The 25,201-nt window shown below is 55.8% G+C and carries 29 protein-coding genes; 16 read left to right on the top strand and 13 right to left on the bottom strand.

Annotation, left to right across the window (positions count from 1 at the left end; all coding sequences use genetic code 11):
* The first annotated feature begins 3 nt into the window (after positions 1 to 3).
* Positions 4 to 951 carry a DMT family transporter gene (locus AB1F12_RS15155; protein WP_368185198.1) on the top strand — a complete coding sequence of 316 codons (948 nt, stop codon included), beginning with the start codon at positions 4 to 6 and terminating at the stop codon, positions 949 to 951.
* On the opposite strand, the gene AB1F12_RS15150 is transcribed toward AB1F12_RS15155, so the two are convergent.
* Positions 899 to 1,222 (bottom strand): ArsR/SmtB family transcription factor, encoded by a 324-nt coding sequence (locus AB1F12_RS15150; RefSeq protein ID WP_368188390.1) that lies wholly within the window; start codon positions 1,220 to 1,222, stop codon positions 899 to 901. The two genes, AB1F12_RS15155 and AB1F12_RS15150, sit on opposite strands and share 53 nt — an antisense overlap.
* A gap of 130 nt (positions 1,223 to 1,352) precedes the next feature.
* Between AB1F12_RS15150 and AB1F12_RS15145 the strand changes: the two genes are divergently transcribed.
* From AB1F12_RS15145 to AB1F12_RS15120, 6 genes are all read left to right on the top strand, one after another.
* On the top strand, positions 1,353 to 2,249 hold the full coding sequence (locus tag AB1F12_RS15145; RefSeq protein WP_368185197.1) for a DMT family transporter: 897 nt from the start codon (positions 1,353 to 1,355) through the stop codon (positions 2,247 to 2,249).
* Between the two features lie 162 nt (positions 2,250 to 2,411).
* Positions 2,412 to 2,762 carry an AtpZ/AtpI family protein gene (locus tag AB1F12_RS15140; protein WP_368188389.1) on the top strand — a complete coding sequence of 117 codons (351 nt, stop codon included), beginning with the start codon at positions 2,412 to 2,414 and terminating at the stop codon, positions 2,760 to 2,762.
* Positions 2,752 to 3,513 carry a F0F1 ATP synthase subunit A gene (locus AB1F12_RS15135; RefSeq protein ID WP_368185196.1) on the top strand — a complete coding sequence of 254 codons (762 nt, stop codon included), beginning with the start codon at positions 2,752 to 2,754 and terminating at the stop codon, positions 3,511 to 3,513. Before AB1F12_RS15140 ends, AB1F12_RS15135 begins: the two co-directional genes overlap by 11 nt.
* Before the next feature lie 55 nt (positions 3,514 to 3,568).
* On the top strand, positions 3,569 to 3,793 hold the full coding sequence (locus tag AB1F12_RS15130; protein WP_108827259.1) for a F0F1 ATP synthase subunit C: 225 nt from the start codon (positions 3,569 to 3,571) through the stop codon (positions 3,791 to 3,793).
* 83 nt (positions 3,794 to 3,876) lie between these two features.
* Positions 3,877 to 4,431 (top strand): F0F1 ATP synthase subunit B', encoded by a 555-nt coding sequence (locus AB1F12_RS15125; RefSeq protein ID WP_368185195.1) that lies wholly within the window; start codon positions 3,877 to 3,879, stop codon positions 4,429 to 4,431.
* Between the two features lie 3 nt (positions 4,432 to 4,434).
* Positions 4,435 to 4,992 (top strand): F0F1 ATP synthase subunit B, encoded by a 558-nt coding sequence (locus AB1F12_RS15120; RefSeq protein WP_368185194.1) that lies wholly within the window; start codon positions 4,435 to 4,437, stop codon positions 4,990 to 4,992.
* A 72-nt stretch (positions 4,993 to 5,064) separates the two neighbouring features.
* Here AB1F12_RS15120 and AB1F12_RS15115 read toward each other — a convergent pair whose 3' ends face one another.
* The 3 genes from AB1F12_RS15115 to AB1F12_RS15105 all read right to left on the bottom strand — a co-directional run bounded on the left by AB1F12_RS15115 (position 5,065) and on the right by AB1F12_RS15105 (position 7,618).
* Positions 5,065 to 6,183 carry an LCCL domain-containing protein gene (locus AB1F12_RS15115; protein WP_368185193.1) on the bottom strand — a complete coding sequence of 373 codons (1,119 nt, stop codon included), beginning with the start codon at positions 6,181 to 6,183 and terminating at the stop codon, positions 5,065 to 5,067.
* Between the two features lie 63 nt (positions 6,184 to 6,246).
* Positions 6,247 to 7,014 (bottom strand): FadR/GntR family transcriptional regulator, encoded by a 768-nt coding sequence (locus AB1F12_RS15110; protein ID WP_368185192.1) that lies wholly within the window; start codon positions 7,012 to 7,014, stop codon positions 6,247 to 6,249.
* A gap of 172 nt (positions 7,015 to 7,186) precedes the next feature.
* Positions 7,187 to 7,618: an SMI1/KNR4 family protein gene (locus AB1F12_RS15105; RefSeq protein WP_368185191.1), complete on the bottom strand. Its 432-nt coding sequence runs from the start codon at positions 7,616 to 7,618 to the stop codon at positions 7,187 to 7,189.
* A gap of 95 nt (positions 7,619 to 7,713) precedes the next feature.
* Between AB1F12_RS15105 and AB1F12_RS15100 the strand changes: the two genes are divergently transcribed.
* Positions 7,714 to 7,875, top strand: coding sequence for a hypothetical protein (locus tag AB1F12_RS15100; RefSeq protein ID WP_368185190.1), 162 nt, complete (start codon positions 7,714 to 7,716; stop codon positions 7,873 to 7,875).
* On the opposite strand, the gene AB1F12_RS15095 is transcribed toward AB1F12_RS15100, so the two are convergent.
* Both AB1F12_RS15095 and AB1F12_RS15090 read right to left on the bottom strand, forming a co-directional pair.
* Positions 7,872 to 8,534: an OmpA family protein gene (locus AB1F12_RS15095; protein ID WP_368188388.1), complete on the bottom strand. Its 663-nt coding sequence runs from the start codon at positions 8,532 to 8,534 to the stop codon at positions 7,872 to 7,874. The genes AB1F12_RS15100 and AB1F12_RS15095 overlap by 4 nt on opposite strands.
* Before the next feature lie 119 nt (positions 8,535 to 8,653).
* Positions 8,654 to 9,508: a bifunctional helix-turn-helix domain-containing protein/methylated-DNA--[protein]-cysteine S-methyltransferase gene (locus AB1F12_RS15090; RefSeq protein ID WP_368188387.1), complete on the bottom strand. Its 855-nt coding sequence runs from the start codon at positions 9,506 to 9,508 to the stop codon at positions 8,654 to 8,656.
* Between the two features lie 102 nt (positions 9,509 to 9,610).
* Here AB1F12_RS15090 and AB1F12_RS15085 point away from each other — a divergent pair, with 102 nt between their 5' ends.
* The 3 genes from AB1F12_RS15085 to AB1F12_RS15075 are packed head-to-tail and all read left to right on the top strand — an operon-like array spanning position 9,611 to position 12,185.
* Complete coding sequence (locus tag AB1F12_RS15085; protein ID WP_368185189.1) at positions 9,611 to 10,504, top strand: fatty acid desaturase; 894 nt, start codon at positions 9,611 to 9,613, stop codon at positions 10,502 to 10,504.
* Positions 10,505 to 10,546: 42 nt separating this feature from the next.
* Complete coding sequence (gene nth / locus AB1F12_RS15080) at positions 10,547 to 11,194, top strand: endonuclease III (RefSeq protein ID WP_368185188.1); 648 nt, start codon at positions 10,547 to 10,549, stop codon at positions 11,192 to 11,194.
* A complete protein-coding gene (locus tag AB1F12_RS15075; protein ID WP_368185187.1) occupies positions 11,187 to 12,185 on the top strand; it encodes an adenosine kinase in 999 nt (332 codons plus the stop codon). Before nth ends, AB1F12_RS15075 begins: the two co-directional genes overlap by 8 nt.
* Positions 12,186 to 12,187: 2 nt before the next feature.
* Here the strand turns inward: AB1F12_RS15075 and AB1F12_RS15070 are convergent, their stop codons facing one another.
* Positions 12,188 to 12,853, bottom strand: a complete 666-nt coding sequence (locus AB1F12_RS15070; protein WP_368185186.1) for a DNA-3-methyladenine glycosylase I — start codon at positions 12,851 to 12,853, stop codon at positions 12,188 to 12,190.
* A gap of 14 nt (positions 12,854 to 12,867) precedes the next feature.
* The gene (locus AB1F12_RS15065) at positions 12,868 to 13,686 is read right to left on the bottom strand and encodes a sulfotransferase family protein (RefSeq protein ID WP_368185185.1); all 819 of its coding nucleotides are present in this window, start codon (positions 13,684 to 13,686) and stop codon (positions 12,868 to 12,870) included.
* A gap of 170 nt (positions 13,687 to 13,856) precedes the next feature.
* Between AB1F12_RS15065 and AB1F12_RS15060 the strand changes: the two genes are divergently transcribed.
* From AB1F12_RS15060 to polA, 5 genes are all read left to right on the top strand, one after another.
* The gene (locus AB1F12_RS15060; protein ID WP_368185184.1) at positions 13,857 to 15,434 is read left to right on the top strand and encodes a DUF5928 domain-containing protein; all 1,578 of its coding nucleotides are present in this window, start codon (positions 13,857 to 13,859) and stop codon (positions 15,432 to 15,434) included.
* Positions 15,435 to 15,443: 9 nt separating this feature from the next.
* Positions 15,444 to 15,809: an HIT domain-containing protein gene (locus AB1F12_RS15055; protein WP_368185183.1), complete on the top strand. Its 366-nt coding sequence runs from the start codon at positions 15,444 to 15,446 to the stop codon at positions 15,807 to 15,809.
* 82 nt (positions 15,810 to 15,891) lie between these two features.
* Positions 15,892 to 16,077, top strand: a complete 186-nt coding sequence (locus AB1F12_RS15050; RefSeq protein WP_368185182.1) for a zinc-finger domain-containing protein — start codon at positions 15,892 to 15,894, stop codon at positions 16,075 to 16,077.
* A gap of 19 nt (positions 16,078 to 16,096) precedes the next feature.
* Positions 16,097 to 16,717, top strand: a complete 621-nt coding sequence (locus AB1F12_RS15045) for a TIGR02117 family protein (protein ID WP_368185181.1) — start codon at positions 16,097 to 16,099, stop codon at positions 16,715 to 16,717.
* Between the two features lie 53 nt (positions 16,718 to 16,770).
* Entirely contained in the window at positions 16,771 to 19,569 is a 2,799-nt protein-coding gene (gene polA, locus AB1F12_RS15040) for a DNA polymerase I (RefSeq protein WP_368185180.1), read from the top strand.
* 148 nt (positions 19,570 to 19,717) lie between these two features.
* Here the strand turns inward: polA and AB1F12_RS15035 are convergent, their stop codons facing one another.
* From AB1F12_RS15035 to AB1F12_RS15015, 5 genes are all read right to left on the bottom strand, one after another.
* The gene (locus AB1F12_RS15035; protein WP_368185179.1) at positions 19,718 to 20,185 is read right to left on the bottom strand and encodes an Hsp20 family protein; all 468 of its coding nucleotides are present in this window, start codon (positions 20,183 to 20,185) and stop codon (positions 19,718 to 19,720) included.
* A 146-nt stretch (positions 20,186 to 20,331) separates the two neighbouring features.
* Positions 20,332 to 21,153 carry a serine protease gene (locus AB1F12_RS15030; RefSeq protein WP_368185178.1) on the bottom strand — a complete coding sequence of 274 codons (822 nt, stop codon included), beginning with the start codon at positions 21,151 to 21,153 and terminating at the stop codon, positions 20,332 to 20,334.
* Positions 21,154 to 21,193: 40 nt separating this feature from the next.
* Positions 21,194 to 22,516: a glycolate oxidase subunit GlcF gene (gene glcF, locus AB1F12_RS15025; protein ID WP_368185177.1), complete on the bottom strand. Its 1,323-nt coding sequence runs from the start codon at positions 22,514 to 22,516 to the stop codon at positions 21,194 to 21,196.
* Between the two features lie 4 nt (positions 22,517 to 22,520).
* Positions 22,521 to 23,621 carry an FAD-binding protein gene (locus tag AB1F12_RS15020; RefSeq protein WP_368185176.1) on the bottom strand — a complete coding sequence of 367 codons (1,101 nt, stop codon included), beginning with the start codon at positions 23,619 to 23,621 and terminating at the stop codon, positions 22,521 to 22,523.
* 45 nt (positions 23,622 to 23,666) lie between these two features.
* A complete protein-coding gene (locus tag AB1F12_RS15015; protein ID WP_368185175.1) occupies positions 23,667 to 25,106 on the bottom strand; it encodes an FAD-linked oxidase C-terminal domain-containing protein in 1,440 nt (479 codons plus the stop codon).
* Positions 25,107 to 25,201 lie beyond the last annotated feature (95 nt).

The raw sequence follows: 25,201 nt of genomic DNA, 5'->3' as shown, positions 1-25,201 counted from the left end.
GCTATGAGCCGCCCCAACAACGGAGCCGTCGCAGGGCATGTTGCGATGCTGGCGTTTTCGGCCTTGGTGGCTGGGTCCTTTGCGCTTGGGGGATTGGTTGCCAACGAAATTGCCCCGATGGCGATCACATCTTTGCGGTTTTTGTTGGCGTCGACGTTGGTTGGCATCGCGGCATTGGTCATGGGCAAATTGCACCGCCGGGATGCGCGCGCGCCATGGCGCTATGGCGTGTTGGGCGGTTTGATCGCGTCCTATATGGTGCTGATGTTTGAGGGGTTGAAAACCGCGCCACCGGTGAGCGCGGCGGCGGTGTTTACCCTGACCCCGGCCATCGCCGCCCTGTTTGGTTGGATCGTTTTGCGACAGATCACCACCGGCCGCATGGCGCTGGCGATCACGATCGGCGGATTGGGGGCGATCTGGGTGATTTTTCGCGCTGACATACCTGCGATTCTAGCGTTTCAGATCGGCAAAGGGGAAATGATCTATTTCGTCGGATGCGTCGCCCATGCGGTCTATGCCGCGCTTATCCCGCGTTTGAACCGGGGTGAGGCACCGGTGACGTTTACCTTTGGCACGTTGGTTATGGGCACCCTGATTGTGGCCGGATTTGGCTGGTCCGATATCATGGCCACGCAATGGGGCAACCTGCCGATGATCGTGTGGATCACGCTGGGCTACATCACGGTGTTTGCCACGGCGGCCACGTTTGTTTTGATCCAGTTTGCCGCGTTGCGCCTGCCCGCCGCCAAAGTCATGGCCTATACCTATCTGGTGCCCAGCTGGGTGATCCTGTGGGAAATCGCACTGGGCGGGGCATTGCCCCCGGTTGCGATTCTGGCCGGGCTGGGTTTGATCGTCATGGCGTTGCTGTTGTTGCTGCGCAATGACAGTGATGTCAGTCCTCAGGCAATTCTGTCGCCAGAAACCGCTCAAACGCTTCCAGATTGATGGCTTCGAACTGACCAAAGCCCTGCATCCAGATGCTGGCATCCCGCATGGCGTCTGGTTCCAGTTTGCACCATTTGACCCGCCCGCGTTTTTCCTGCGAAATCAGGCCCGCCTTGGTCAACACATTCAGATGTTTGGAAATCGCCGCGAGGGATGTTTCAAACGGTTCGGCCACATCTGTCACCGCCATATCATCCTCTAGCAGCATGCGCAGGATTTCACGGCGTGTGCTGTCTGACAGGGCGGCAAATATAGTGTCGATCTGGTCCATCCGGGGCAAACTATCGTTCAATGTGCGAAAGGGAAACCCAGTCCGTTAAATGACCCCCATCACAAAAATGAATTGGACAAACCCGGCCCAGTCTTGTCCCAAGATCACGTGAGAGTAGAGGGAAGTCGTCATGCCATTGCGCTATTGGGGAATTATTGTCATTTTGGCAGCGGGCTGGGGCGCGTCTTTCTTCTTTAATGAAATTCTGTTGCGTGAATTGGGGCCGTTATCGGTCGCGATGGGGCGTGTTGGCACCGGTGCGCTGGGCTGTTGGATCTGGCTGCTGGCCACCGGAAAAAAGAAGGCCGTTCCAATGGCCGCGCTGGGCCAGTTGGCGGTGTTTGGACTGTTCCAATATTCGCTGCCCCTGGCGATTTATCCGGTGACGCAGCAATTCATCACGTCATCGGCCGCGGGCATCGTGAATGCTATGACGCCGATTATGGTGGTGATCGTCAGCCATTACTGGCCGGGCGGTGAACGCGCGACCAAATTGAAATCCATCGGCGTTTGCTTTGGCTTTGCCGGGATCATTCTGCTGGCTTTGCCGTCGCTCAGGGGGCAGGGGCAATCCAACGGATGGGCGCTATTAGCGACCATCTGTGCGCCGGTTTGCTATGGGATCGCGATGAATTACATGCGTCGATTGCATGATTTGGATCGCACATTGCTAACCGCGTGGTCGCTGACATTGGGCAGTGTGGTTCTGATCCCGCTGGCCTTGTTGGTCGAAGGCCTGCCAGTGATCACCCAAACCGAGACATGGGCCAGCCTGATGGTTATCGGGTTTTTGCTGACCTCGGCGGCGTTCATCCTGTTGTTCTGGCTGATCCCGCGTGTGGGCGCGACCACGGCGTCGACGATCACCTTTATTGCGCCGGTTTCCTCTGTGCTGTTGGGGGTGTTGGTTTTGGCAGAAGAGCTGGCGCCCGTTCAATATGCGGGCATGGCGGTGATATTCTTCGGGATGTTGTTCATCGACGGGCGGCTTATTGGGTGGTTTCGCAACTCTCAACCAAATGGTTGAATATCCAAATGGGGGTGAATGGGCGCAATATTGGCTTGTGTCACTCTGGCGCAGGTGTTTTTTTTCGTTAAATTACAGGCGCATAGCAATCTGATCGAGTGTCTTGACTCTGTGCCCCCCGCCGCCTACTCCATCACCAACACGAATAGGGGAGCCTTGCGCTTGTCCGACCCAGAAAATCGCAGCAATGCCGAGCGGCTAAAAGATCTTGAACGCAAGATCGCAGAGGCCAAGGGTCCGGATCAATCCAAGCACCATTCGGAAGAGCACTATTCGCAGGCCAATCTGGCATGGCGCATGGTGATCGAGCTTGTAGCGGGTCTTGGGATCGGCTTTGGCATTGGATACGGGCTGGATGTGCTGTTGGGCACGACGCCTTGGTTGATGGTGTTGTTCATATTCTTTGGCCTCGCGGCTGGCGTTAACGTCATGATGCGATCGGCCAAAGAGATACAGGAAAGACAGTTGGCCGAGCAGGCCGACAAAGACGGGGAAGCGAACGATGGCGACTGAAACACACGGCGCAGAAGAAACAGGCGGTCTGGTATTTCACCCAATGGATCAGTTCAACATTAAGTCGTTGTTCGGTGACGGTGCCATTTCCTGGTACACGCCGACAAATGCGACATTGTGGATGGCGCTGACCGTTGTTGCGATCGTTTTGTTGATGGTTCTGGGCACCAAAGGCCGCGCCATCGTCCCAACACGCATTCAGTCGATCGCCGAAATGGCCTACGGCTTTGTTTATAAAATGGTCGAAGATGTCGCCGGCAAAGACGCGGTTGGTTTCTTCCCATATGTCATGACTTTGTTCATGTTCATCGTTTTCGCCAACTTCCTTGGCCTGATCCCAATGTCCTTTACCACCACGTCCCACTTTGCGGTGACGGTTGTTCTGGCCATGTTGGTGTTCCTGACCGTGACCATCTACGGTTTCGCCAAAAACGGCACCAAATTCCTGGGTCTGTTCTGGGTTTCCAGCGCACCGCTGGCGCTGCGCCCGATCCTCGCTATCATCGAGCTGATTTCGTACTTTGTACGTCCCGTCAGCCATTCCATCCGTCTTGCTGGTAACGTTATGGCCGGTCACGCGGTGATCAAAGTGTTCGCAGGTTTCGCTGCCATCACCGTGATTAGCCCCGTGTCTGTGGTTGCCATCACCGCAATGTACGGTCTGGAAATCCTCGTGGCCTTTATTCAGGCCTACGTGTTCACAATTCTGACCTGTGTTTACCTAAAGGATGCACTGCACCCCGGTCACTAATTCCGGGCGACGGTCTGATAACTTATCTAAACTTCCAATCGTAAGGAGAATACTCATGGAAGGCGAACTCGCACACATCGGCGCTGGCTTGGCTGCAATCGGTTCCGGCGCTGCCGCTATCGGTGTTGGTAACGTTGCTGGCAACTTCTTGGCTGGCGCTCTGCGCAACCCATCCGCAGCTGCGTCGCAGACTGCTACTCTGTTCATCGGCATCGCGTTTGCAGAAGCCCTGGGGATCTTCTCGTTCCTCGTCGCTCTGCTGCTGATGTTCGCCGTCTAAGCCTACGGAACACCATCCTTACGCGCGGGGGGATCAGAATGCTGATCCTCCCGTTGTAACCGGAAAGTTCCTAGGAGGACGTTATGGCGACTGAAACGCAAGAAACCGCGGGTCACGCCGCTGAGGGTTTGGACCACGCCGCATCGGCGCCGGGCATGCCTCAGTTGGACTTTTCGACTTGGGGTAACCAGATTTTCTGGCTCGTGATTACACTTGTTGTGATCTACCTCGTGCTGACCAAGATTGCGCTGCCGCGCATCGGGTCCGTGCTGGCGGAACGTCAGGGCACAATTACGAATGATATTGCTGCTGCCGAAGAGCTGAAGCTCAAGGCGCAAGACGCTGAAGCGGCTTATGACAAAGCGCTGGTTGATGCCCGCGCCGAAGCCCACCGGATTGTGGAAGAAGCGAAAGCAGAAATCCAAGCCGAGCTGGATGTCGAGCTGGCCAAAGCGGATGCAGAAATTGCCGCCAAAACCGCTGAAAGCGAAGCTGCGATTGCAGAAATTCGTGCCGGTGCCGTTGATGGTGTGCGCGAAGTTGCAGGGGCTACGGCTGCTGAACTGGTTTCTGTTCTTGGCGGCAAAGCCGATGAGAAAGCCATCACGGCTGCCATCGCTGAACGGATGAAAGGGTAAGACATGAAAAAACTTCTCGCTCTGACCCTGACTGTTGCTGCTAGCCCTGCTTTTGCTGCCTCTGGTCCGTTCTTTTCGCTGAAAAACACTGACTTTGTTGTGTTGCTTGGCTTCCTGCTGTTCATCGGCGTGCTTTTCTACTTCAAAGTGCCCGGCATGATCGGCAAAGCATTGGATGACCGTGCCGAAGGCATCAAATCCGAGCTGGAAGAAGCCAAATCGCTGCGCGAAGAAGCTCAAACTCTGTTGGCGTCCTATGAGCGCAAACAGAAAGAGGTTCAGGAACAAGCGGAACGCATCATTGCCCACGCCAAAGAAGAGGCCACATTGGCCGCTGAACAGGCGAAAGTGGACATGCAAACATCGCTGACACGCCGTTTGGCCGCAGCACAAGAACAGATTGCCAGCGCGCAAGCCGGTGCAATCAAAGATGTGCGTGACCAAGCCATTACCGTGGCTGTCGGTGCTGCCCAAGACGTGATCGCGTCACAGATGACTGCCAAATCCGGCGGTGAACTGATCGATGAAGCGATCAACGTTGTTGGCGAAAAGCTGCACTAAGCAAATATGATCTGGGGCAACCCAATCTGATAAAAAACCCGGCGCAGATGTGCCGGGTTTTTTGTTTTGTATTTATTCAAACACAAACGCGCCTTGCCATGCGCCGTAATCCGCGGATGTGACCCCATTGCGGATAGACCCGGTATACGATCCGGCATCTGGGATGGGGCGAACGGAAACCGGACCGCCCGCATCCCCCACAACACCCGCATGCAACGCAGCCGTGCAAAGGTTGCTGTCATAGGTATAGGTGCCCGTGCCCCAAATACCGCTGGTGCCAAACCGGGAAGGGGCACAGTGACATGTCAGCGGGCCTGCTTGGTTGGTCATGCTGCCGGGACAGGCCGGCAGGGCGATTGGGCGGATCTGCGCATTGGGCCTGTTCAGGATGATCCCGGTTGTTGGGTAGGGACCATAATCATTGGTGGTCACGCCATTGCGGGTGGTGCCGACATAAGATTGCTGCGCGCCGCCCGTGGTGGCCCAAATCATGCCGCCTGTGGCCGGGATCGCCCCAGAATGAACCGCAGCGCGGCATAGATTGCTATCATAGGTATAAGGGCCGGATCCCCAGACCTGCGTGCCTTGGTTGATCAGTGTGGCGGTACAGTTACAGCCCAGCAATACACCTGGATAGCTGCCAATGGGCACCCAAGTGGGCGGGCAATCCGCCTGTGTGGTCAGGCCGGGTGCTGGTACTGGCGCTGGAACTGGCGCAGGTGGGGCTGGGATGGGCGTGGCTGGCACGGGTGGCGGTGTTGGTGTGGCAGGTGTCACAGGCGCGGGTGTTGGCGTGACGCCCTGCGCAGCAACACAGGCCCGCACATAATACCGCAGCCCCGGCACACGCGCAGCGTTATAGGCAGGTTTATCCCAGATCGGATATTGTGCCTCGGATGTGTATAACGCCGTCCACATATACTGATTGCGGTTGGCGCCAAAGGTCGCCCAATTGTCCGGGTCAAAATTGGACCGGCCATTTGCGGGCATAATGAACCCAAATCGGTTCACCCGATAGGGTTTGCTGGCGTTAAACGTGTCATTGCCATTGTACCGGTTTAACGCATTGGTCGCGTCGGTAATCCATCCTTCTAGGCATAAAATCCCGACCGGCGTCTGATAGACGTCTTGCGCTTGCGCAGTTCCGATTGACGAAAAAAACAATAAAATCGCGGCTACAAAATTCTTCATCGCTGCCTCCTGTGAATGGGCCCAGTATAGCGCATTCACGGCATTTGACGAAAAAATATCAGGTTAACGAGAGGATTCGTGGTCAAACCGCTGTTGAGCGACGGCTTCGTTGCGGTCAGATTTTTGTTTATCTGTCAGGCATTGATCGACGAAATTCAGGTGCGCCTCAACTGCATTGCGGGCCCCTACGGCATCCCGCCCTTGTAGCGCAACATTGATGGCCCTGTGTTGTTCCAGCAATGTGCCGCGCGTGGCGCGCTGTTGAAACATGATACGGCGATTATAGAACACGCCTTCGCGCAGCAGCTGATACATGGATCGCATCATATGCAGCATCACCACATTGTGGCTGGCTTCGATGATCGACAGATGAAAATCCGCGTCCAGCCCAGCCTCTTCGGCGGGGTTGCGTTTGGAATGGGCGGCTTCCATTTTGTTAAAAATCGTGTCGATGACTTTCAGATCGGTCGCGGACCCATATTGGGCGGCGCGTTCTGCGGCCAGGCCTTCCATGTCGCGGCGAAAGGCGATGTAGTCAAACACTGCTTCGTCATGGGATGAAAACAGCTGTACCAGCGCATCAGAAAACGCCGATCCCAGCACATCTGCCACATAAACACCCGCACCTGCCCGCGATGTCAGCAGGCCGCGTTCCTGCAATTCTGCCAAGGCTTCGCGCAATGACGGTCGTGATACATGCATGCGTTCGCTAAGTTCGCGTTCCGATGGCAACCGTTCGCCCGGACGCAAAATGCCGCGCAGGATCAGCAATTCGATCTGACGCACAACAGAATTTGACAACTTTTCGGGCTGGACGGGTTGAAAGGGCATGATGTTCCACGTTTGAATTGGTCAAATCATATGACCGGACAGAATATGCCGCAAGCTGTGAATGCGAAAAAGAGTTGAACGTCGGGAGGCTTTGAGTGTTGTGGCGCAAACGGGTCAAAGTGAAAAACGGACATTTGCGCGGGATGCAAGGTATGCCGCAACGCGCCAGAACCTAATCAACCATTGGGATCAGACTCTCAATGAAAGCATTAAAGGTGTCAGCAACAATTTCACAATCTGAAGACATGGGTTGCTCAATGTCACTATGGGGAAGGTCGAACCAGAATACTTTTCCAAAGTTCCGCCCTGTATGAGCCAAGCCATACCGACCACCACCGCTATCAATAGCAAACCAAATCAGGTCATTTACGCATTCTACGGTGTTGACTGTGGTGCGCTTGTTCATCGAAAATAACGGAAAGAACACGGACAAGTCCGCGTCAAATCCCGTATCTGGACAAATCATTTGCAAAGGCAAGAAGCCGTTCTTACCCTTTAGGAAATCTCTGTACTGAGGTGGGAGACGTACCTTAGCACCTGCCTCAAAGGCGGTAATTTCGCCATCGGTCAGGCTGTGGCCTATAACGTCGATCTCAAACTTCATCTGCCTGACCCTTTCGTGTGCAACAAAATCGTTGAACTTGAAAACTGTGTTTTGCAATGCCTGCAACGTTCGCATTGCAAGCATAAAGGCGGGGCATGTTCAATATCCGGTCTTGGGCAGAAATGCCTGACTTTGGGGCGGTATCGCGTGATGCGGCCCATAAACGGTGCACCTGCACGTCAAACATGCGCATGTTCTGCAAAAAGGCCGCCAAGCGGGTGCTGGCGGCCTTTGAACCTGCTAACACAGCAGCTTAGTTCGGTGTGATGATGATTTCCACACGGCGGTTTTGTTGACGGCCCTCAACCGTCAGGTTGGACGCCACAGGGGCATCTTCGCCGCGGCCAAAGGACCGGATACGGGCCGCTGACACACCAGAGCTGATCAGCACAGAGGTCACGGCTTGGGCGCGCCGCTGGGACAGGCTTTGGTTATAATTTGCATCGCCGACATTATCGGTATGGCCGATCACGTTGACGGTGGTGTTGGGATAGTTGTTCAGGCTAGAGGACAGCGTGCGCAGGTCAGATTGCAGCCCGCCAGTCAGCGTTGCGCTGTCGGTTGCAAACAGGATGTCCTGCGGCAGGGTCACGATCAGTTCCTGGCCTGTGTTGCGGATATCGACGTTTGACCCCATTTGCGCGCGCAGATCAGCCTCTTGGCGGTCCAGTTCAGCGCCACCAATGGCCCCCAGGCCCGCGCCCAGTGCAGCGCCAATCACAGCACCGCGACGGCGTTCTTCGGCGTCATCACCCGCAGCCACGCCCACCAGCGCACCGATACCTGCGCCAACCAAAGCGCCGGTTTGGGTGTTGCGGTTGGGGTTGTTGGGGTCACGCAGGTCTTCTACGCCGTTACAGGCGGTCAATGCCAAGGCGGATACAGCGGCAAGGATCATCGATTTGCGAATAATCATCATGGGTCTTTCCAAAATTGTGACGCGCATTAGGCGCTTGCTCCAATCATATCGGTCGGAACGCGCTGTTATCCAATATCACTCTGATAATCAGCGGAAAACCGCAGAAATCCGCCGATTTACCCGGTCGGGTCCAATGAATCAGATTGGGCGGTTTCGCGCGCCAGCAAGGCGCGTTTCACCGGCAGCCCCCAGTGATAGCCCCCCAATCCGCCGGATTTGCGCACCGCGCGGTGGCAGGGGATCAACCACGAAATCGGATTGCGCCCAACGGCCGTCCCCACCGCCCGCACGGCGCGGGGTTTGCCGATATGGCCGGCAATTTCGCTATAGGTGGTCACGTTGCCGGACGGGATTTGCAGCAACGCTTCCCAGACTTTGATCTGTAGGGGGCTGCCGATCAGATAAAGCGGGGTAGGTTCATTGGTGGGGCGCGCGCCATAGGCCGACAAAACCCACGGGCGCAGCATGTCGGGGTCTTCGACAAATTGGGCGTTGGGCCAACGCGACGTCAGGTCCAGCATGGTCGCTTCTTCGCCCGCTTCGGATGCAAAGCCGATGCCGCAGACGCCCTTTGAGGTGCCCATGACCAAGCTTTGCCCAAACGGACTGTCAAACCAGCCCCAGCGGATGGTCTGGCCTGCGCCGTTGCGGGCATATTCGCCGGGGCTCATGGCTTCCCAGCGGACAAACAGATCATGCAGGCGGCCTGAGCCGGACAATCCCAATGCGTTGGACGTTTCCAGTGTCGTGAATCGGTCCCGCAGCAATGATTTGGCATGGCCCAGCGTCAGATATTGCTGAAACCGTTTCGGAGACACGCCGACCCAGGCGCTAAACAGGCGCTGAAAATGGGCCGGTGACATGTTCATCTGGGCCGCCAGATGTTCAAGCGACAGGGGGGCTTCGGCGGCATCAATCAGATCGATGGCGCGCCGCATCACATGAAAGTGGTATTCGCTGACATTTTCCATGGGACCAAAATAGGGGTTCACACAATCGAAGCGACCCGAAATTTGCGCATTGTCAAATTTCTGATCTGGCGTGGTCCGAAAATGCCGTGATAGCGTTTCGAAATGGATCACAAAGCGTTTTTGAAATCATTGGACCCGGATGTCGCACGACGTCTGGTGGAAAAATCAGATCGGGCAGGGATGGTGCATTTGGCCGGTCATGTCGGGCTGATCAGTCTGTTTGGCCTCTACATCGCGTTGCAGGCCCCGTTCTGGGGGCTGTTGCTGCCGCTCCAAGGCGTGTTGATCGTGTTTCTGTTCACCTTGGAACACGAAGCGACCCACAAAACACCCTTTGCCAATGAGGTGTTAAACGAATGGGTCGGGCGGTGTTGCGGGGTGATGATCCTATTGCCGTTTGAATGGTTCCGCTATTTCCATCTGGCCCATCATCGCCATACCAATATCCCCGGCAAAGACCCCGAACTGGGCCATGGCGAAGCGGGTGACAAACCGGATACGTGGGCGCGTTGGATCATGCATGTGTCGGGCATTCCGGTGTGGATCAGTCAGATCAAACAGATTGTGATCAATGCGCTCGGGCGTGCATCTGGGCCGTATTTGCCACCCCGTGCCGTAGGTCGCATCACCAAAGAGGCGCGGATCATGCTGGGGCTTTACGCGCTGGCCGCACTTAGCTTTGCGTTTACGACCCTACTGTTTTGGGTGTGGATTTTGCCCGCGCTGATCGCGCAACCTGCGTTGCGGCTGTACCTGTTGGCCGAACACGGGCGGTGCCCACAATTGGCCAATATGTTCGACAATACCCGCACCACATATACCAATCGGATCATCCGGTTTGTCGCGTGGAATATGCCCTATCACGTCGAACATCACGTGTTCCCCAACGTGCCGTTCTACCTGTTGCCGCAGCTGCATGTGCTGACCAAAGATCACCTGATCCACACGGAACCGGGATATGTGGCCTTTACAAAGCAGTATGTCGCCGATTTCTGAGTGATCTTGCCCAATCGTGGCGAACAATGCATAGCAGGCGCCATGATCAAACAGATGGACTATAACACCCTGCGCGACGTGTTTACGCGTTTCCAATCCTCCGAGGCAGAGCCCGAAGGAGAGTTGAACCACACGAACGCCTATACGCTGGTGGTCGCGGTTGCGCTGTCCGCGCAAGCCACTGATGTCGGCGTGAACAAAGCCACCGAAGCGTTGTTCAAAATCGCCGATACGCCGGAAAAAATGCTGGAACTGGGCGAAGACGGCCTGATCGAACATATCAAAACCATTGGGTTGTTCCGTCAAAAGGCCAAAAACGTCATCAAAATGAGCCAGATTCTGGTCGATCAATACGGATCCCAAGTGCCCAATTCACGTAACGCGCTGGTGGGGCTGCCCGGGGTTGGTCGTAAAACGGCCAATGTGGTGTTGAACATGTGGTGGGGGCATCCAGCCCAAGCCGTGGACACCCATATTTTCCGTGTTGGCAACCGGTCTGGCATCTGTCCGGGGAAAAACGTGGACGCGGTCGAACGCGCCATCGAAGACAACATTCCCGTTGATTTTCAACACCATGCACATCATTGGCTGATCCTGCATGGCCGCTATATCTGTGTCGCGCGCAAACCCAAATGTGGGGCCTGCATCATCCGCGATCTCTGTCAATTTGAGGACAAAACCCATGACTAAAACCTACCAAATCGTTGGCATCGGCAATGCCGTTGTGGACGTGTTGACCACGGCCGATGACAGCTTCTTGGATCTAATGGGCATCGAAAAAGGCATCATGCAGCTGGTCGAAAGGGACCGCGCAGAGGTGCTTTATGGGGCGATGGAAAACCGCAAACAAGCCGCGGGTGGGTCTGTGGCCAACACATTGGCCGGGATCGGTAATCTGGGGCTGCGCACCGGGTTTGTCGGCCGTGTTAGCGATGATGCGTTGGGTCAGTTTTATGCCCAAGCGATGGAGGCCGATGGCACCAAATTCATCAACGCGCCTGTGCCAAACGGCGCGCTGCCCACGTCGCGGTCGATGATTTTTGTGTCCCCCGACGGTGAACGGTCGATGAACACCTATTTGGGCATTTCTGCCGAACTTGGCCCTCAGGATGTGGATGCAGACGTGGCCGGCAACGCGGAAATCGTTTTCCTCGAAGGGTATCTGTTCGACAAAGACAAAGGCAAAGAGGCGTTCATCACCATGGCGCGCGCCTGTCGCGCCGCCGGTGGCAAGGCCGGGATCGCCATTTCTGATCCGTTCTGCGTTGAACGTCACCGCGCCGATTTCCTGAGCTTGATCGAAAACGAACTGGATTACGTGATCGGCAACGAAGCCGAAATCCGGTCATTGTACGAAACGGATGATTTAGAAGATGCGCTGGCCAAAACCGCCGCGATCTGTTCGTTGGTGGCCTGCACACGGTCCGGCGAAGGCGTGACAATCGTGGCAGATGGCAATCGCGATGACGTCCCGGTTGAACGGATTGTGCCCGTTGATGCAACCGGCGCGGGCGACGGGTTCGCCGCCGGGTTCCTATATGGTTTGGCCACTGGGGCGGATATGCGGACCTGCGGTGAAATGGGCTGTGCCGTCGCTGGTGAAGTGATCCGTCACATGGGCCCACGCGCGGATCGTAACCTGTTGGCAATGCTGCGCGATCTTAGCTTGGTTTCTGCGTAAACCTACAGGCTCATCGCTAAAACACGGCTGATTTCGGTCAGGCTTCGGCCTGATTGGGATCGCCATGTGTTGAATGCCGCTTGGGTGGCTTTCAGCGCTTTTTGGGATGTGGGCGTTTTGTCGATCACGCCTTCGGCAACCAGCCGCCCAACCACATCACGCGACAGGATGAAACTGTCGACGCCCATGGATCGCAACATATAAGGGCCGGTATTGCCGCCCAGCCGCGATCCACGTTTTTTCAACACGCTCGTCAGACCGACAAAATCATCGTCTGGCCATTCGGCAACAAACGCGCCAAACGATCCGTGTTCATTGGCGATATCCATCACAAACCGCGCGTTTTCGATCACCGACTGAATTTTCGGGCCGTGACGCACAATGCCTTTGTCTGATATCAGGCGGTCGATATCTTCGTCGTGGTAAAACGCGACCGGGGCAGGGTCAAACCCCTGAAATGCGGTTTCAAAACCGGGCCATTTGGCGTCGATCACTTTCCAGCTAAACCCAGCCTGAAACACCCCGCGCGCCATCGCCGCCAGCCAGTGATCATCGGGGATTTGTCGAATATCCGCCGGAGTTTTGGGCCGTTCTAACAGGGTTTCTAATATCGCAGTGCCACCTTTGCGATCCGCTGCGATATCAAAAATGGCGTCGAAACTACGCATGATGAAACCCGGCCTTATTCGCCCAGTTTGGCGTGGACTTCGTCCAGATCAATTTCGCCGATGGGCATTTTATTCCCTGGGTTTTCAAAGTCATATTTGAACAGGTTGAAATCACGTTTGTAGATTTCATAGACCAGATGCATCGACAGATCGTCGAAATAATCCTCAACCGGATGGGCCCGTTTGGGGCCGTGGCCTTCGCTTTCGTTGAAACGTGGGATCGCGGCCAGATCGACCTGATGCGGGGTTTCGATGGCGTCCAGCACCGATTGCATCCCGTCGTTGAACGATTCAGTCCAGAAAATATTATCGTAGCGCCCGCCATTGACGATGAACGTGGACACATGCCCGGACATGGCGGACCAATGGATGTCAGGCTCCATCGGGCGGCGCCAACGGATGGTATCACGCGCAAACAGCAAAAACCGGCGGAAACTTTGGATTTGGTCAAATTCAAAGCCCGTATCCGGATCGCCCACCTCGATCCCATATTTCTGGATCAAAAGCGGCACCAGATTGCCCCGATACCGGCGGCCATTGCGCTGAATGCCGCAGATTTTGTCAAAGAACGACGACAGGATGCGCGTATAGGGATTGCGCACGCAGGTGAAGGCATAGCTTTTGTGGGACTGGGCGTTGTCGGTGATCGCCTGTTGGCTGCTTTCCATCGACCATTTGTGCATGTTTCCCGTGGCGTCATGGATGTCACCATCAAAGAATTCGCCTTGGTCGGAATAATACATGATCTGGCCAATGGTCGAGCACGCGCATTTGGGCACCACCCGGTACACCATGCTTTCGCTCTCTGTCATCCACGTTCCGGGAAAACCCATACTCTGCCCTTCCAATCCAAAATGCACATCACTGTGACGGCTCTGTCCCTTGTTTCAGGGCAACCGTTTGCCAATTATGCACAAAAATACAAACAAACCCTGTTTATTCAACGTCTGTTCAAGGTATCAAGCGTAAACAATCCTCACGCTGAGGCTTTAAGGTTTCCAAAATGGCAAAAATCGCCTTCATTCTGCTGTGTCACAAGGATCCGGATGCGATCATCCAACAAGCGCGTCAATTGACGGCTGTGGGCGATTGCATGTCGATTCATTTTGATGCACGTGCGCCCAAGGCGGCGTTTCAGAAAATTCAGGATGCTTTGGCCGACAATCCGAATGTGACCTTTGCGCGCAAACGGATCAAATGCGGCTGGGGGGAATGGAGCCTGGTTCAGGCCACGCTTTATGCGGTTGAGGCCGCGGTCGAAGCCTTCCCACGTGCGACCCATTTCTACATGGTGTCGGGGGATTGCATGGCGGTGAAATCTGCGCGCTATGCCCATGATTTTCTGGATGCCGAAGACGTCGATTACATCGAAAGTTTTGATTACTTTGAAAGCGATTGGATCAAAACTGGGATGAAGGAAGAGCGGCTGATTTATCGCCATTTCTTCAACGAACGCACCCAGCCTTGGCGGTTTTATCAATCGTTTAAGTGGCAGGAAAAACTGGGTCTGACCCGTGACATTCCGGCTGATATTCAGGTGCAAATCGGCAGCCAATGGTGGTGTCTGCGACGGCGCACCATTGAATGGATTTTGGATTTTACCAAACAACGCAAAGACGTGATGCGGTTTTTCCGCACAACGTGGATTCCGGATGAAACGTTTTTTCAAACCCTTGTGCGCCATCTGGTGCCCGAACCCGAAATCCGCACCCGCACCCTGACATTTTTGACGTTTTCCGATTACGGGATGCCGATCAATTTCTACAATGATCACTATGAATTACTGCTTTCACAGGATTTCCTGTTTGCCCGCAAAATCAGCCCAGAAGCCAAAGAACTAAAGAAACGGTTGGGGGTATTGTATGCGTCTGAACGTGACGATTTCAAAATCTCAAACGAAGGGCGCAGTCTGCATAAATTCCTGACCGGGCGGGGCCGTATTGGTCGGCGTTTTGCGACGCGGTTCTGGGAAACCGAGGCGTCCCTGGGCCGGGATCGCGAATTGATGGTTGTGGCGTGCAAAAAATGGCATGTGGCCAAACGGCTGGTTGGGTCGATCAAACATCACACCAACATTCCCGCCATCGATTATCTGTTCAACGAAGAAGACACGCCGTTGCCCGATCTGGGCGGCATCCAAAGCACGCTTGAAAAACGCACCCGTCACCGGCGTGCGTTGATGCGGATGCTGTATGATTACTATGACACGGATCGGCTGATCATCTGTCTGGACACGGCCAGCATTGATCTGTTGCAGGATTTCTATTCGGATCGCTCGACCACGCGGCTGCTGGAAATCGATTGCGAATTTACGGATGACTATCTGGTTGGCCATGCCAAACGGGTCGGATTGGCCGGCGAACAAACGTCCGAAGATACGCTGCGGCAATTGCTGCCCACGATCCGTTATGACGTGGTCTATGAAAGCGATCGTTTGAGGGATTCGGGGTTTGTGAACCACACGCGCCTGCGGCAGGATCACACTGCGGATGAAAACGCCGAACCGATTGCTGAATTTCTGACCGTGGGTCATGATGTGGCCAAACAGATTGCTGAAACGCCGTATCTCTTTGTGGATTAGAGGAAAATCATGGATTTTGACTACGATACAAACAATATTTTCGCCAAAATCCTGCGCGGCGAAATCCCCAATCAAACGGTGTTTGAAAACGATCACGCGCTGGCATTTCGCGACATAAATCCCGGCGCGCCGGTGCATGTTCTGGTGATCCCCAAAGGCCCCTATGTCAGCATCGATCATTTCGCACGTGACGCCAGCCCAGAGGAACAGGTCGGATTTTTTGCCGCCGTGGCCCGTGTTTGTGAGGTTGAAAACCTGAGCCAGGGGTTCCGGTCCATCGCCAACACGCGCACTCACGGCGTTCAGGATGTGCCGCATTTCCACCTGCATCTGATTGGCGGCAAACAATTGGGCGCGATGCTCCCTCAAAGTTGAGCGTATATATCGCAGCGTTTGCGCTTGTTTGCGGGCTGCGGATTGCTAATATGCGGCCAACTCAAATTGAATAGGTTCAACCATGACCACACCTGCCCCAGAGACCAAGATTGTCAGCCAATGGCGTGTTGCCTGTGATGGGGGTGAAGGCGCGTTGGGGCATCCGCGCGTTTGGTTGCAGATCCCGACGGAACATGGCTGGGTGGAATGCCCCTATTGCGATTGCAAAATGATCCATGAAACCATGAAGGATCAGGTCAACGCTTAAGCGGGGACTGATCTGGGCGTTGGTTGGGCTGTTTGGCCCGATTGCGCTGTTTTTGATCGCAGGCACAGTGGGCGGTTTGATCCGCGCCGGTGAAACATCCGTGGCAATCGACCCGGCCTATGAAATCGTCCTGATCAAAGGCGCGATCCACACCGACATCGCCATCCCATCAAACGCCCAAACCCGGGCGTTTTTTACATTTGCGGACCGTGCAGGCGTGCCAATATCGCATCCCAATGCGGATTGGATTCTGGTCGGTTGGGGATCACAGGCGTTTTACACCAGCGCAGGCACCTATGCGGATGTGAAACCCAGCGCCGTTTGGCGCGCCGTGACCGGGGACAGCGCGGTTTTGCGGATCACTGTGTCTGGGCCCATTCCAAACGGTACATTTACCCAAATCCCGGTCACGCAGGACCAGCTGGATCGGCTGCTGGACCGCATTAGGTCCGATCTGGATCAGGTCACGGCGGATCGTCAGGGCGCAACCTGGCCTGGATTTCATCAGCATGATCGTTTCTTTGCCGCCGCTGGGCGTTTCAACCTGTGGCGGACATGTAATGTCTGGGTGGGGGATGTTCTGGATGAAATTGGCGTTTCAACCGGCATTTGGACGCCCTTCACGTGGACCTTGCCCTAGCCCATCAGAACCATTCGTGGCACAAGACATGCAACGCATCTGGGAGAGTGAAAATGAGCGAGCAATTTGGCAAAGGGTGTCATCTGCATCTGATTGATGGATCGGCGTTTATTTTTCGGGCTTACCACGCGCTGCCGCCCCTGACGCGCAAATCGGATGGGCTGCCGGTGGGTGCGGTCAGCGGGTTTTGCAACATGTTGCAGCGCTATGTGGATGGCAATACTGGCGCGGATGCGCCGACGCATGTGGCTGTAATCTTTGATCATTCTGGAAAATCCTTCCGGAATGACATGTATGATCTGTACAAAGCCAACCGTCCCCCCGCCCCAGAGGATCTGCGCCCGCAATTCCCCCTGACCCGTGATGCGACCCGTGCGTTCAACATCGCCTGCCACGAAGTTGAGGGCTATGAAGCGGATGACATCATCGCCACTTTGGCTGTGCAAGCCCGCGAAGCTGGTGGTCGCTGCACGATCCTGAGTTCGGACAAAGACCTGATGCAATTGGTCGGTGGCGGCGTTGATATGTTCGACGCGATGAAGAACAAATTGATCGACGTGGACGGTGTGCATGAAAAATTCGGCGTGGGCCCGGATCGTGTGGTCGATGTGCAGGCGCTGGCAGGTGATAGCGTGGATAACGTGCCCGGCGCGCCCGGAATCGGTATCAAAACCGCAGCGTTGCTGATCAACGAATACGGCTCGCTTGAGGAATTGCTGGACCGCGCGGGTGAAATCAAACAGCCCAAGCGGCGGCAAACCCTGATTGATCACCGTGAACAGATCGAATTGTCCAAACGTCTGGTGCAGCTTGATGAACAGATGAAGCTGGATTTCACCATCGAAGATCTAGAAGTGCGCGACCCGGAGCCTGAGGTTCTGTTGGGGTTCTTGGCGGAGATGGAATTCCGCACGATGACCAAACGCATGGCTGAAAAACTGGGTGTTGATGCCCCCGTTGTGGCTGATGCCCCTGCGGTTGAAACGGTCGCCACACCAGATGCCATCCCGTTTGATACGGATGCCTATGAATGTGTACGCGACGCGGATGCGCTGCAAAAATGGGTGGATCTGGCCTATGAACGGGGCTGGGTTGCCTTTGATACGGAAACCACCGGGTTGGACGACATGGTCGTTGATCTGGTGGGGATTTCTCTATGTGTTGAGGCGGGCCATGCCTGTTATATCCCGCTGACCCACCGCGCCGAAGCTGCGGACGATCTGTTTGGCAGTGACGCGCTGGCCGACGGACAGATGCCGCTGGAACAGGCCATCGCGATCCTCAAACCCATGCTCGAGGATGATAGCATCCTGAAAATCGGGCAAAATATGAAATATGACGCCAAAATCCTGATCCGGTACGGCGTGAATGTGACCTGTATCGATGACACGATGCTGATGTCCTATGCGTTGAATGCGGGCGTGCATAACCATGGGATGGACGCGCTGTCGGAACGGTATCTGGATCACCAGCCGATCCCGATCAAAACCCTGCTGGGCACGGGAAAATCCGCCAAAACCTTTGATCGGGTGCCGGTGGACGACGCGGTGAAATACGCCGCCGAAGATGCGGACATTACCCTGCGTCTGTGGCAAATGTTCAAACCGCAACTGCACCAAAAACAGGTCACCACGGTTTATGAAACGCTGGAACGGCCTTTGGCGCCGGTTCTGTCGCAAATGGAACGGCATGGGATCAAAGTGGACCGCGATGTGCTGTCACGCATGTCCAACGCGTTTTCCCAGAAAATGGCCGAGCTAGAAGCAGACATTCACGCCGGTGCGGGGCGTCCGTTTAACGTGGGATCGCCCAAACAGCTGGGTGAAATTCTGTTTGACGATCTGGCGTTGCCCGGCGGAAAAAAAGGCAAAACAGGGGCCTATGCAACCGGCGCTGACATCCTAGAGGATTTGGCGACAGAACATGAATTGCCCCGCAAAGTTCTGGATTGGCGGCAACTGAGCAAGCTGAAATCGACCTATACGGATGCGCTTCAGGATCATATCAATGCTGATACGGGCCGGGTGCACACGTCGTATGTGCAAACCGGGGCCAATACCGGGCGTTTGGCGTCTACGGACCCGAACCTGCAAAACATTCCCGTACGCACAGAAGAAGGCCGCCGCATTCGCGAAGCATTTATCGCAGAGCCGGGCAACGTGCTGGTATCGTTAGATTATTCACAGATCGAATTGCGCATTCTGGCCCATGTGGCTGGTATTGACGCGCTGAAACAGGCGTTTCGCGAAGGTCAGGATATTCACGCCAAAACCGCGTCGGAAATGTTCAATGTCCCTCTCGAAGATATGACCGCTGATGTGCGTCGTCAGGCCAAAGCGATCAACTTTGGTGTGATTTACGGGATTTCGGGGTTTGGTCTGGCGCGCAATCTGCGTATCCCGCGCGCCGAGGCACAGGGGTTCATCGACCGCTATTTCGAACGGTTCCCCGGCATCCGCACCTACATGGATGACACGGTGGCCTTTGCCAAAGAAAACCTGCGCGTCGAAACGCTGTTTGGGCGCAAAATCAACACGCCGGAAATCAACGCCAAGGGCCCACATGCCGGGTTTGCCAAACGGGCCGCGATCAACGCGCCCATTCAAGGCACGGCCGCCGATGTGATCCGCCGCGCCATGGTTCGGATGCCCGATGCGATTGCCGATTTGCCCGCCAAGATGCTGTTGCAGGTGCATGATGAATTGCTGTTTGAAGTCGACAAAGACGCGGCTGATGATCTGATCAAAGTGGCCAAGGACATCATGGAAAATGCCGCCAGCCCGGCCGTGCATCTGGATGTGCCTCTGGTGGTGGATGCAGGGATCGGTGCCAACTGGGCCGAAGCGCACTAGCCCCAAGAAAAAGCGCGAGCCCCAAACGGGACCCGCGCATCTGACAGGGAGGGTTGTCAGGGACCTGTTTAACGGGGAGGGACGTCAAACAGATGATCTGACAGAGTGATGTCAGAGGTCGATCTGACGAGAGAGTTGTCAGAGGTCGTTAGTTAACGGCTTTGGCATCCACCACGTCTTTGGGGGTTGCTTCGGTCCGGGTGATGGCGATCTGGCGCGGTTTCAGCGCTTCGGGCACTTCGCGGATCAGATCGATATGCAGCATGCCGTTTTCATGGCTGGCCCCGGCGACACGCACGTGGTCGGCCAGATGGAACCGGCGCTCAAAGGCGCGATTGGCAATGCCACGGTGCAAATAGCTGCGTTCAGTTGTTTCGTCGGCCTTGCGACCTGTCACCAACAGTGAATTCTCTTTGACTTCGACGCCCAAATCTTCGTCAGAAAAACCGGCGACAGCAATGGAAATACGCCAGCCATCTTCGTCGATTTTTTCAATGTTATAGGGCGGATAGGTTTTGGTCTGGGTTTCTGTGGTCAGAACCCGATCCATCATGTCAGCAATCTGATCAAAGCCGACAGACGCACGATACAGGGGTGCTAGGTCAAAATTTCGCATGGGTCATCCTCTACTTGAGCAATAACAAATATGGGTGCCTTCCCTTGGGGACAGGCGGTGATCCAAGGCCCGATTGGCGCCTTGTGATTAACATTTGGGGGGCAATTTTATCGGTTCAAGAGGGGACGTTGAGAAATTTGAACCGGCTATTGGCGCGGGGGCGGCGTCATGAACAGCGCGCCGGTGTCATTGGTTTGGCCCGGTTCAAGCACGCGAATACCGTGGGGGGGCGTGTCGCGAAACACACCACGGCCTGCATCCATTTCAGAACGCAGCTGATCCAACGGCGCGCTGATTTCCGCCCCTAGCGACACCTTGCGCCCGCCGATATTTGCCTTTGAGGTGATGATGCTGACGATCTGGGCAATCCCGTTTGAAATCAGAAAAACCGGTGCGCCAGAGCTGCCAAAATCAATGTCGCAACTCATGACAACCACACCGGATTGGCGCCCCAAAACGGCACAAACCTCTTGCAAAGAAGGGGCCTCGGCGCGGTCAAGCGCGTAGGACACAACGCCAACCTGCGCCCCAATCGGCATTTGGGTCGCCGTGCGAAAAGGTTCGATGGATGTGTTGCGAATGGGTTGGCTGAGTTCGAGCAGCGCCATGTCATAGGCGACCGACGCCACCGGTGCGTCGTCCAGATACACATAATCAGGATGCACCACGACGCGGCGAATTTCACGATAGGCCAGCGCGCGACCATTGCGCAAACCGGCCAAAAATTCGATCCGCGACAGATCAATGGGCGCCCCGGTCTGGCGATCAAACAGACAATGGGCCGCCGTCACGATTTGGCGATCCGAAATCAGCGCAGCGGTGCAAAACCCTTTGCCATCAAGCTCTAGCCGACCCACAGCTTCCCAGCCGCGTGCATCATCGGCGGTTTGCAACGCGTCCAATGCTGCGTCCTGCGCATGGGCCGCACTGATCCACAATCCGAAAAATAGCACTAAAAGACGTTTCATACCCTGCCTGTACCCGGCTTTTGGGGCCAGATTAGGGCAGTTAGCGCAGGATGGGCACCTCTGGAGTGCGTTTCCCCGGCGCAGTGAGTCCTGCGGGCATCGGTCCACCGGTTGCCCAATCCAGCAATTCCACTGTGTGCAGGATCGGCGTGTCCGTTCCAGATCCGATTTGCATCATGCAGCCAATATTCCCCGCGGCGATCACATCGGGTTTTTTAGCCTCGATATTGCGGATTTTGTTGGCTTTGAGCTGTTTTGAAATCTCTGGCTGCATCAAATTATAGGTCCCCGCGGACCCACAACATAGGTGGGAATCGGCAGGTTCGACGACGGTATATCCCGCGCGGCGCAGCAAATCTTTGGGATAGGTTTTGATCTGTTGGCCATGTTGCAGGGAACAGGCGGCATGATAGGCGACAACCATGTCTTTTTCTGCGCCTTCGGGCAGGTCCAATTGCATCAATAACTCGCTGATATCCATGGTGATTTCACTGACTTTGGCGGCGTCGCTGGCCAAGGGATCATTGCGGAACATATGCCCGTAATCCTTAACCGTGGTACCGCAGCCGGACGTGTTGATCACAATCGCATCCAACCCTGCGCCGTTGATTTCATCGCGCCAGGCGCTGATGTTTTTGGCCGCTGTGGCGTGGCTTTCATCCTCTTTGCCCATGTGATGGGTCAGCGCACCACAACAGCCCGCGCCTTTGGCCACGACCACGTCGCATCCAAGCCGGGTCAGCAGGCGGATTGTCGCGTCGTTGATGTCAGTGTTCAGCGCCTTTTGCGCACAGCCCGTCATCAAGGCAACACGTTTTTTGCGTGGGATTTCAGCGGCAAAGCTTTGGGGATCGTCATTGCGGCTAACCGGGGGGATCACCTTGGGGGCCATTTCCAGCATCGCCCGCAGACGGGGATCAGGCATGAACCGTGCAAAAGGTCGCCCGATTTTCGCCCCCAGCAAGGCCAGTCGGAACCGTCCGGGATAGGGGAGGATCCGTGCCAACATCCACCGCAAGGCCCGGTCAGAAAACGGGCGTTTATAGCGTTTTTCGATATAGGCGCGGGCATGATCGACCAGATGCATGTAATGCACGCCCGACGGGCAGGTGGTCATGCAGGCCAGACAGGACAGGCACCGATCCACATGCAACACGGTTTGAGGGTCCGGGTCGCGGTCATTTTCCAGCATATCCTTGATCTGATAAATCCGGCCGCGGGGGCTGTCTAATTCATCGCCAAGGATTTGATATGTCGGGCAGGTTGCAGTGCAAAATCCGCAATGGACGCAGGACCGCAGGATGTCATTGGCCCGTTGAATACCGGGATCGTTCAGTTGCTCTGGAGTAAAGTTGGTTTGCATCAGATCAATCCATCAGGCCGGGGTTCAGAATGCCGCGCGGGTCAAATTGGGCGCGCAACCCTTGGGTCAGGGCGCGTAGCGGGGCCGGTTCCGGGGCAAAACCCGCAACAGAATGTCGGGTTTCAACATCCGCGCGGATCAGCGTGGCATGTCCGTCAAATGCCCCCAGTTTTGCACGTAAATCACCGCCTTGTGGGGCCAAGGCCCAAATCAAACCGCCGCCCCAATCCAGCAAAGTCTGGGTCGCACCCATCCGGCTGATCAGGTCCGGCGCGTCGCTGGGTTTTGCCGAAATGCGCCAGACATCCCCGGGCTGGTCGGCAAAAACAGACACGTCCCGGATGGTCGTCCAGTCCACGTCTTGGATTTCGACATCCCCAAAAGGCGCGAGCAATTTGGTCAACTCACTGGCGCGATAGGTGACGGATTGTTCAAATCCTTCGATCCGAACGCAGGTTTGCGCGGCCTGTGTATCATGCGCGCATCCTGTCACCTCATAGGGGGATCCCAGCGCGCGTGACATTGCGGCCACCGCCTGCGCGACATCCAATCCGCCCAGCACCAAGGTGGCGCTGGTTTCAGGTTTGGGCAACACTTTGAGGCTGACATCGCAGAGCATTCCCAACGTGCCCCATGACCCAGCCATCAGTTTGACCAGATCATAGCCGGTGACATTTTTCATCACACGCCCGCCGTTTTTCAGGATGCGCCCCGCCCCATCCACAAACGTAACGCCCAGTGCAAAATCGCGACATGCGCCAACCGCGATGCGGCGCGGGCCGGATACATTGGCCGCAACTACGCCGCCGATTGTGGGCGTGCCGGTTGTGCCCAGCAGCACCCGGTGGTCCATCGGCTCAAACGCCAAACGCTGATTTTCCTGATCCAAAGCGGCTTCGATGTCAGCGACGGGCGTGCCAGATTGCGCAACCAAGGTCAGCGCGCCGGGTTCATACAAAGTAATGCCGTTCAAATCCGCGCTGGACAGGGTGGTGCCATCCATCGGGCGGCCAATGTCACGGGTTCCGCCGCCACGAATGTGCAACGGGCCGGACGCGTTTTGGATCATATCGGCCAGGTCGGTTATGGTGTTAGGCAACAGCATGATGTCAGTCCATTTTGGAAAGATACAAGAAAGAGAAGCGGCAGATTACTGCGTCGCAACGCGTCGGGATTGGCTGGAATCCAGCGGGAACACCTTGGCCGGATTTAGCAGCCATTTGGGGTCAAACACGTCTTTGACGGCCATCTGGATATCCAGATCGTCGGGCTGATATTGGGTGTTCATCAGATCGCGTTTTTCGATCCCGACGCCGTGTTCACCTGTTAGGCACCCGCCCACTTGGACGCAGAGTTTCAGGATTTCGGCGCCCAGTTTTTCGCACAATTCCAGATCGCCAGGCTTGTTGGCGTCAAACAGGATCAGCGGATGCATATTGCCATCGCCCGCGTGAAAAACATTGCCCACATCCAGACCGATTTCTTGGCTTAACTCTTTGATCCGGCGCAATACAAATGGCAATTCGGACACAGGGATCGTGCCGTCCAGACACATGTAGTCATTGATTTGCCCCATCGCGCCAAAGGCAGATTTACGGCCCAGCCAGATCCGGGCGGCCTGATCTGCGTCACGCGCTTGGCGCAGCTCAACGGGATTGTGGCGATTGGCGATGTCGATGATCCGGCGCAGTTGATCGTCGATCTCGGCCTCTGATCCTTCGACCTCAACGATCAGCAAGGCTTCGCAATCGGGATAACCCGCTTTGGCAAAGGCTTCGGTTGCGCGAATACAAGGGCGGTCCATGAATTCGATGGCGACCGGTAAAATCCCGGCTTTGATGATGTCGCTGACACAGGCCCCGGCCACTTCGTTGCTGTCAAACCCGATCAGGGCGGGGCGTGCGCCTTCGGGTTTGTGCAGTATGCGCAGGGTGGCCTCGGTGACGATACCCAGCTGCCCCTCAGAACCGCAGATCAACCCCAACAAATCAAGCCCGCCCGCATCCAGATGACCGCCGCCAATATCAACGATGGTGCCGTCCATCATGACCATTTTCACGCCCATCAGATTGTTGGTGGTCACGCCGTATTTCAGGCAATGCGCCCCGCCTGAATTCATCGCGATATTGCCGGCAATGGCGCAGGCCAGCTGGCTGGACGGGTCAGGTGCGTAGAAAAATCCCTCTTCTTCGACAGCGCCTGACACGCTGAGATTGGTGCGCCCGGTCTGTACGCGAATGATGCGGTTGTCATAATCGGTTTCCAGCACGTCATTCATCCGCGCCACGCCCAAAATGACGCAATCCGCGGTGGGCAATGCGCCGCCTGCCAATGACGTTCCCGCCCCGCGCGGCACAACCGGCACGCCTTCGGCATGGCAAACCTTTAGCACATCGGCGACCTCTTGGGTGGTGGTGGGCAGAACCGCACAAAGCGGCGGGCATTTATAGGCCGTCAGCGCGTCACATTCATAGGCGTGCACTTCGGTGTCTTTGTGGATCACTTGGCTGTTGGGCAGCACCGCCTGAAGCTTTGCAACGATCTGTTGCTTGCGGTCTATGATCGACGCAGAGGGGACGGGCATTTGCATGGGGCTGCTCCTGACGGCTGTAATTGGTAAAGTTTTATTACCAACGCCTGTGATATTCAACACAATTATTGTCGCAGGGGGGCAAGTGCTTGCAA

Source organism: Aestuariibius sp. HNIBRBA575 (assembly GCF_040932005.1).
GTDB lineage: Bacteria > Pseudomonadota > Alphaproteobacteria > Rhodobacterales > Rhodobacteraceae > CANLNM01.
This window is presented reverse-complemented; position numbering and strand designations above follow the sequence as displayed.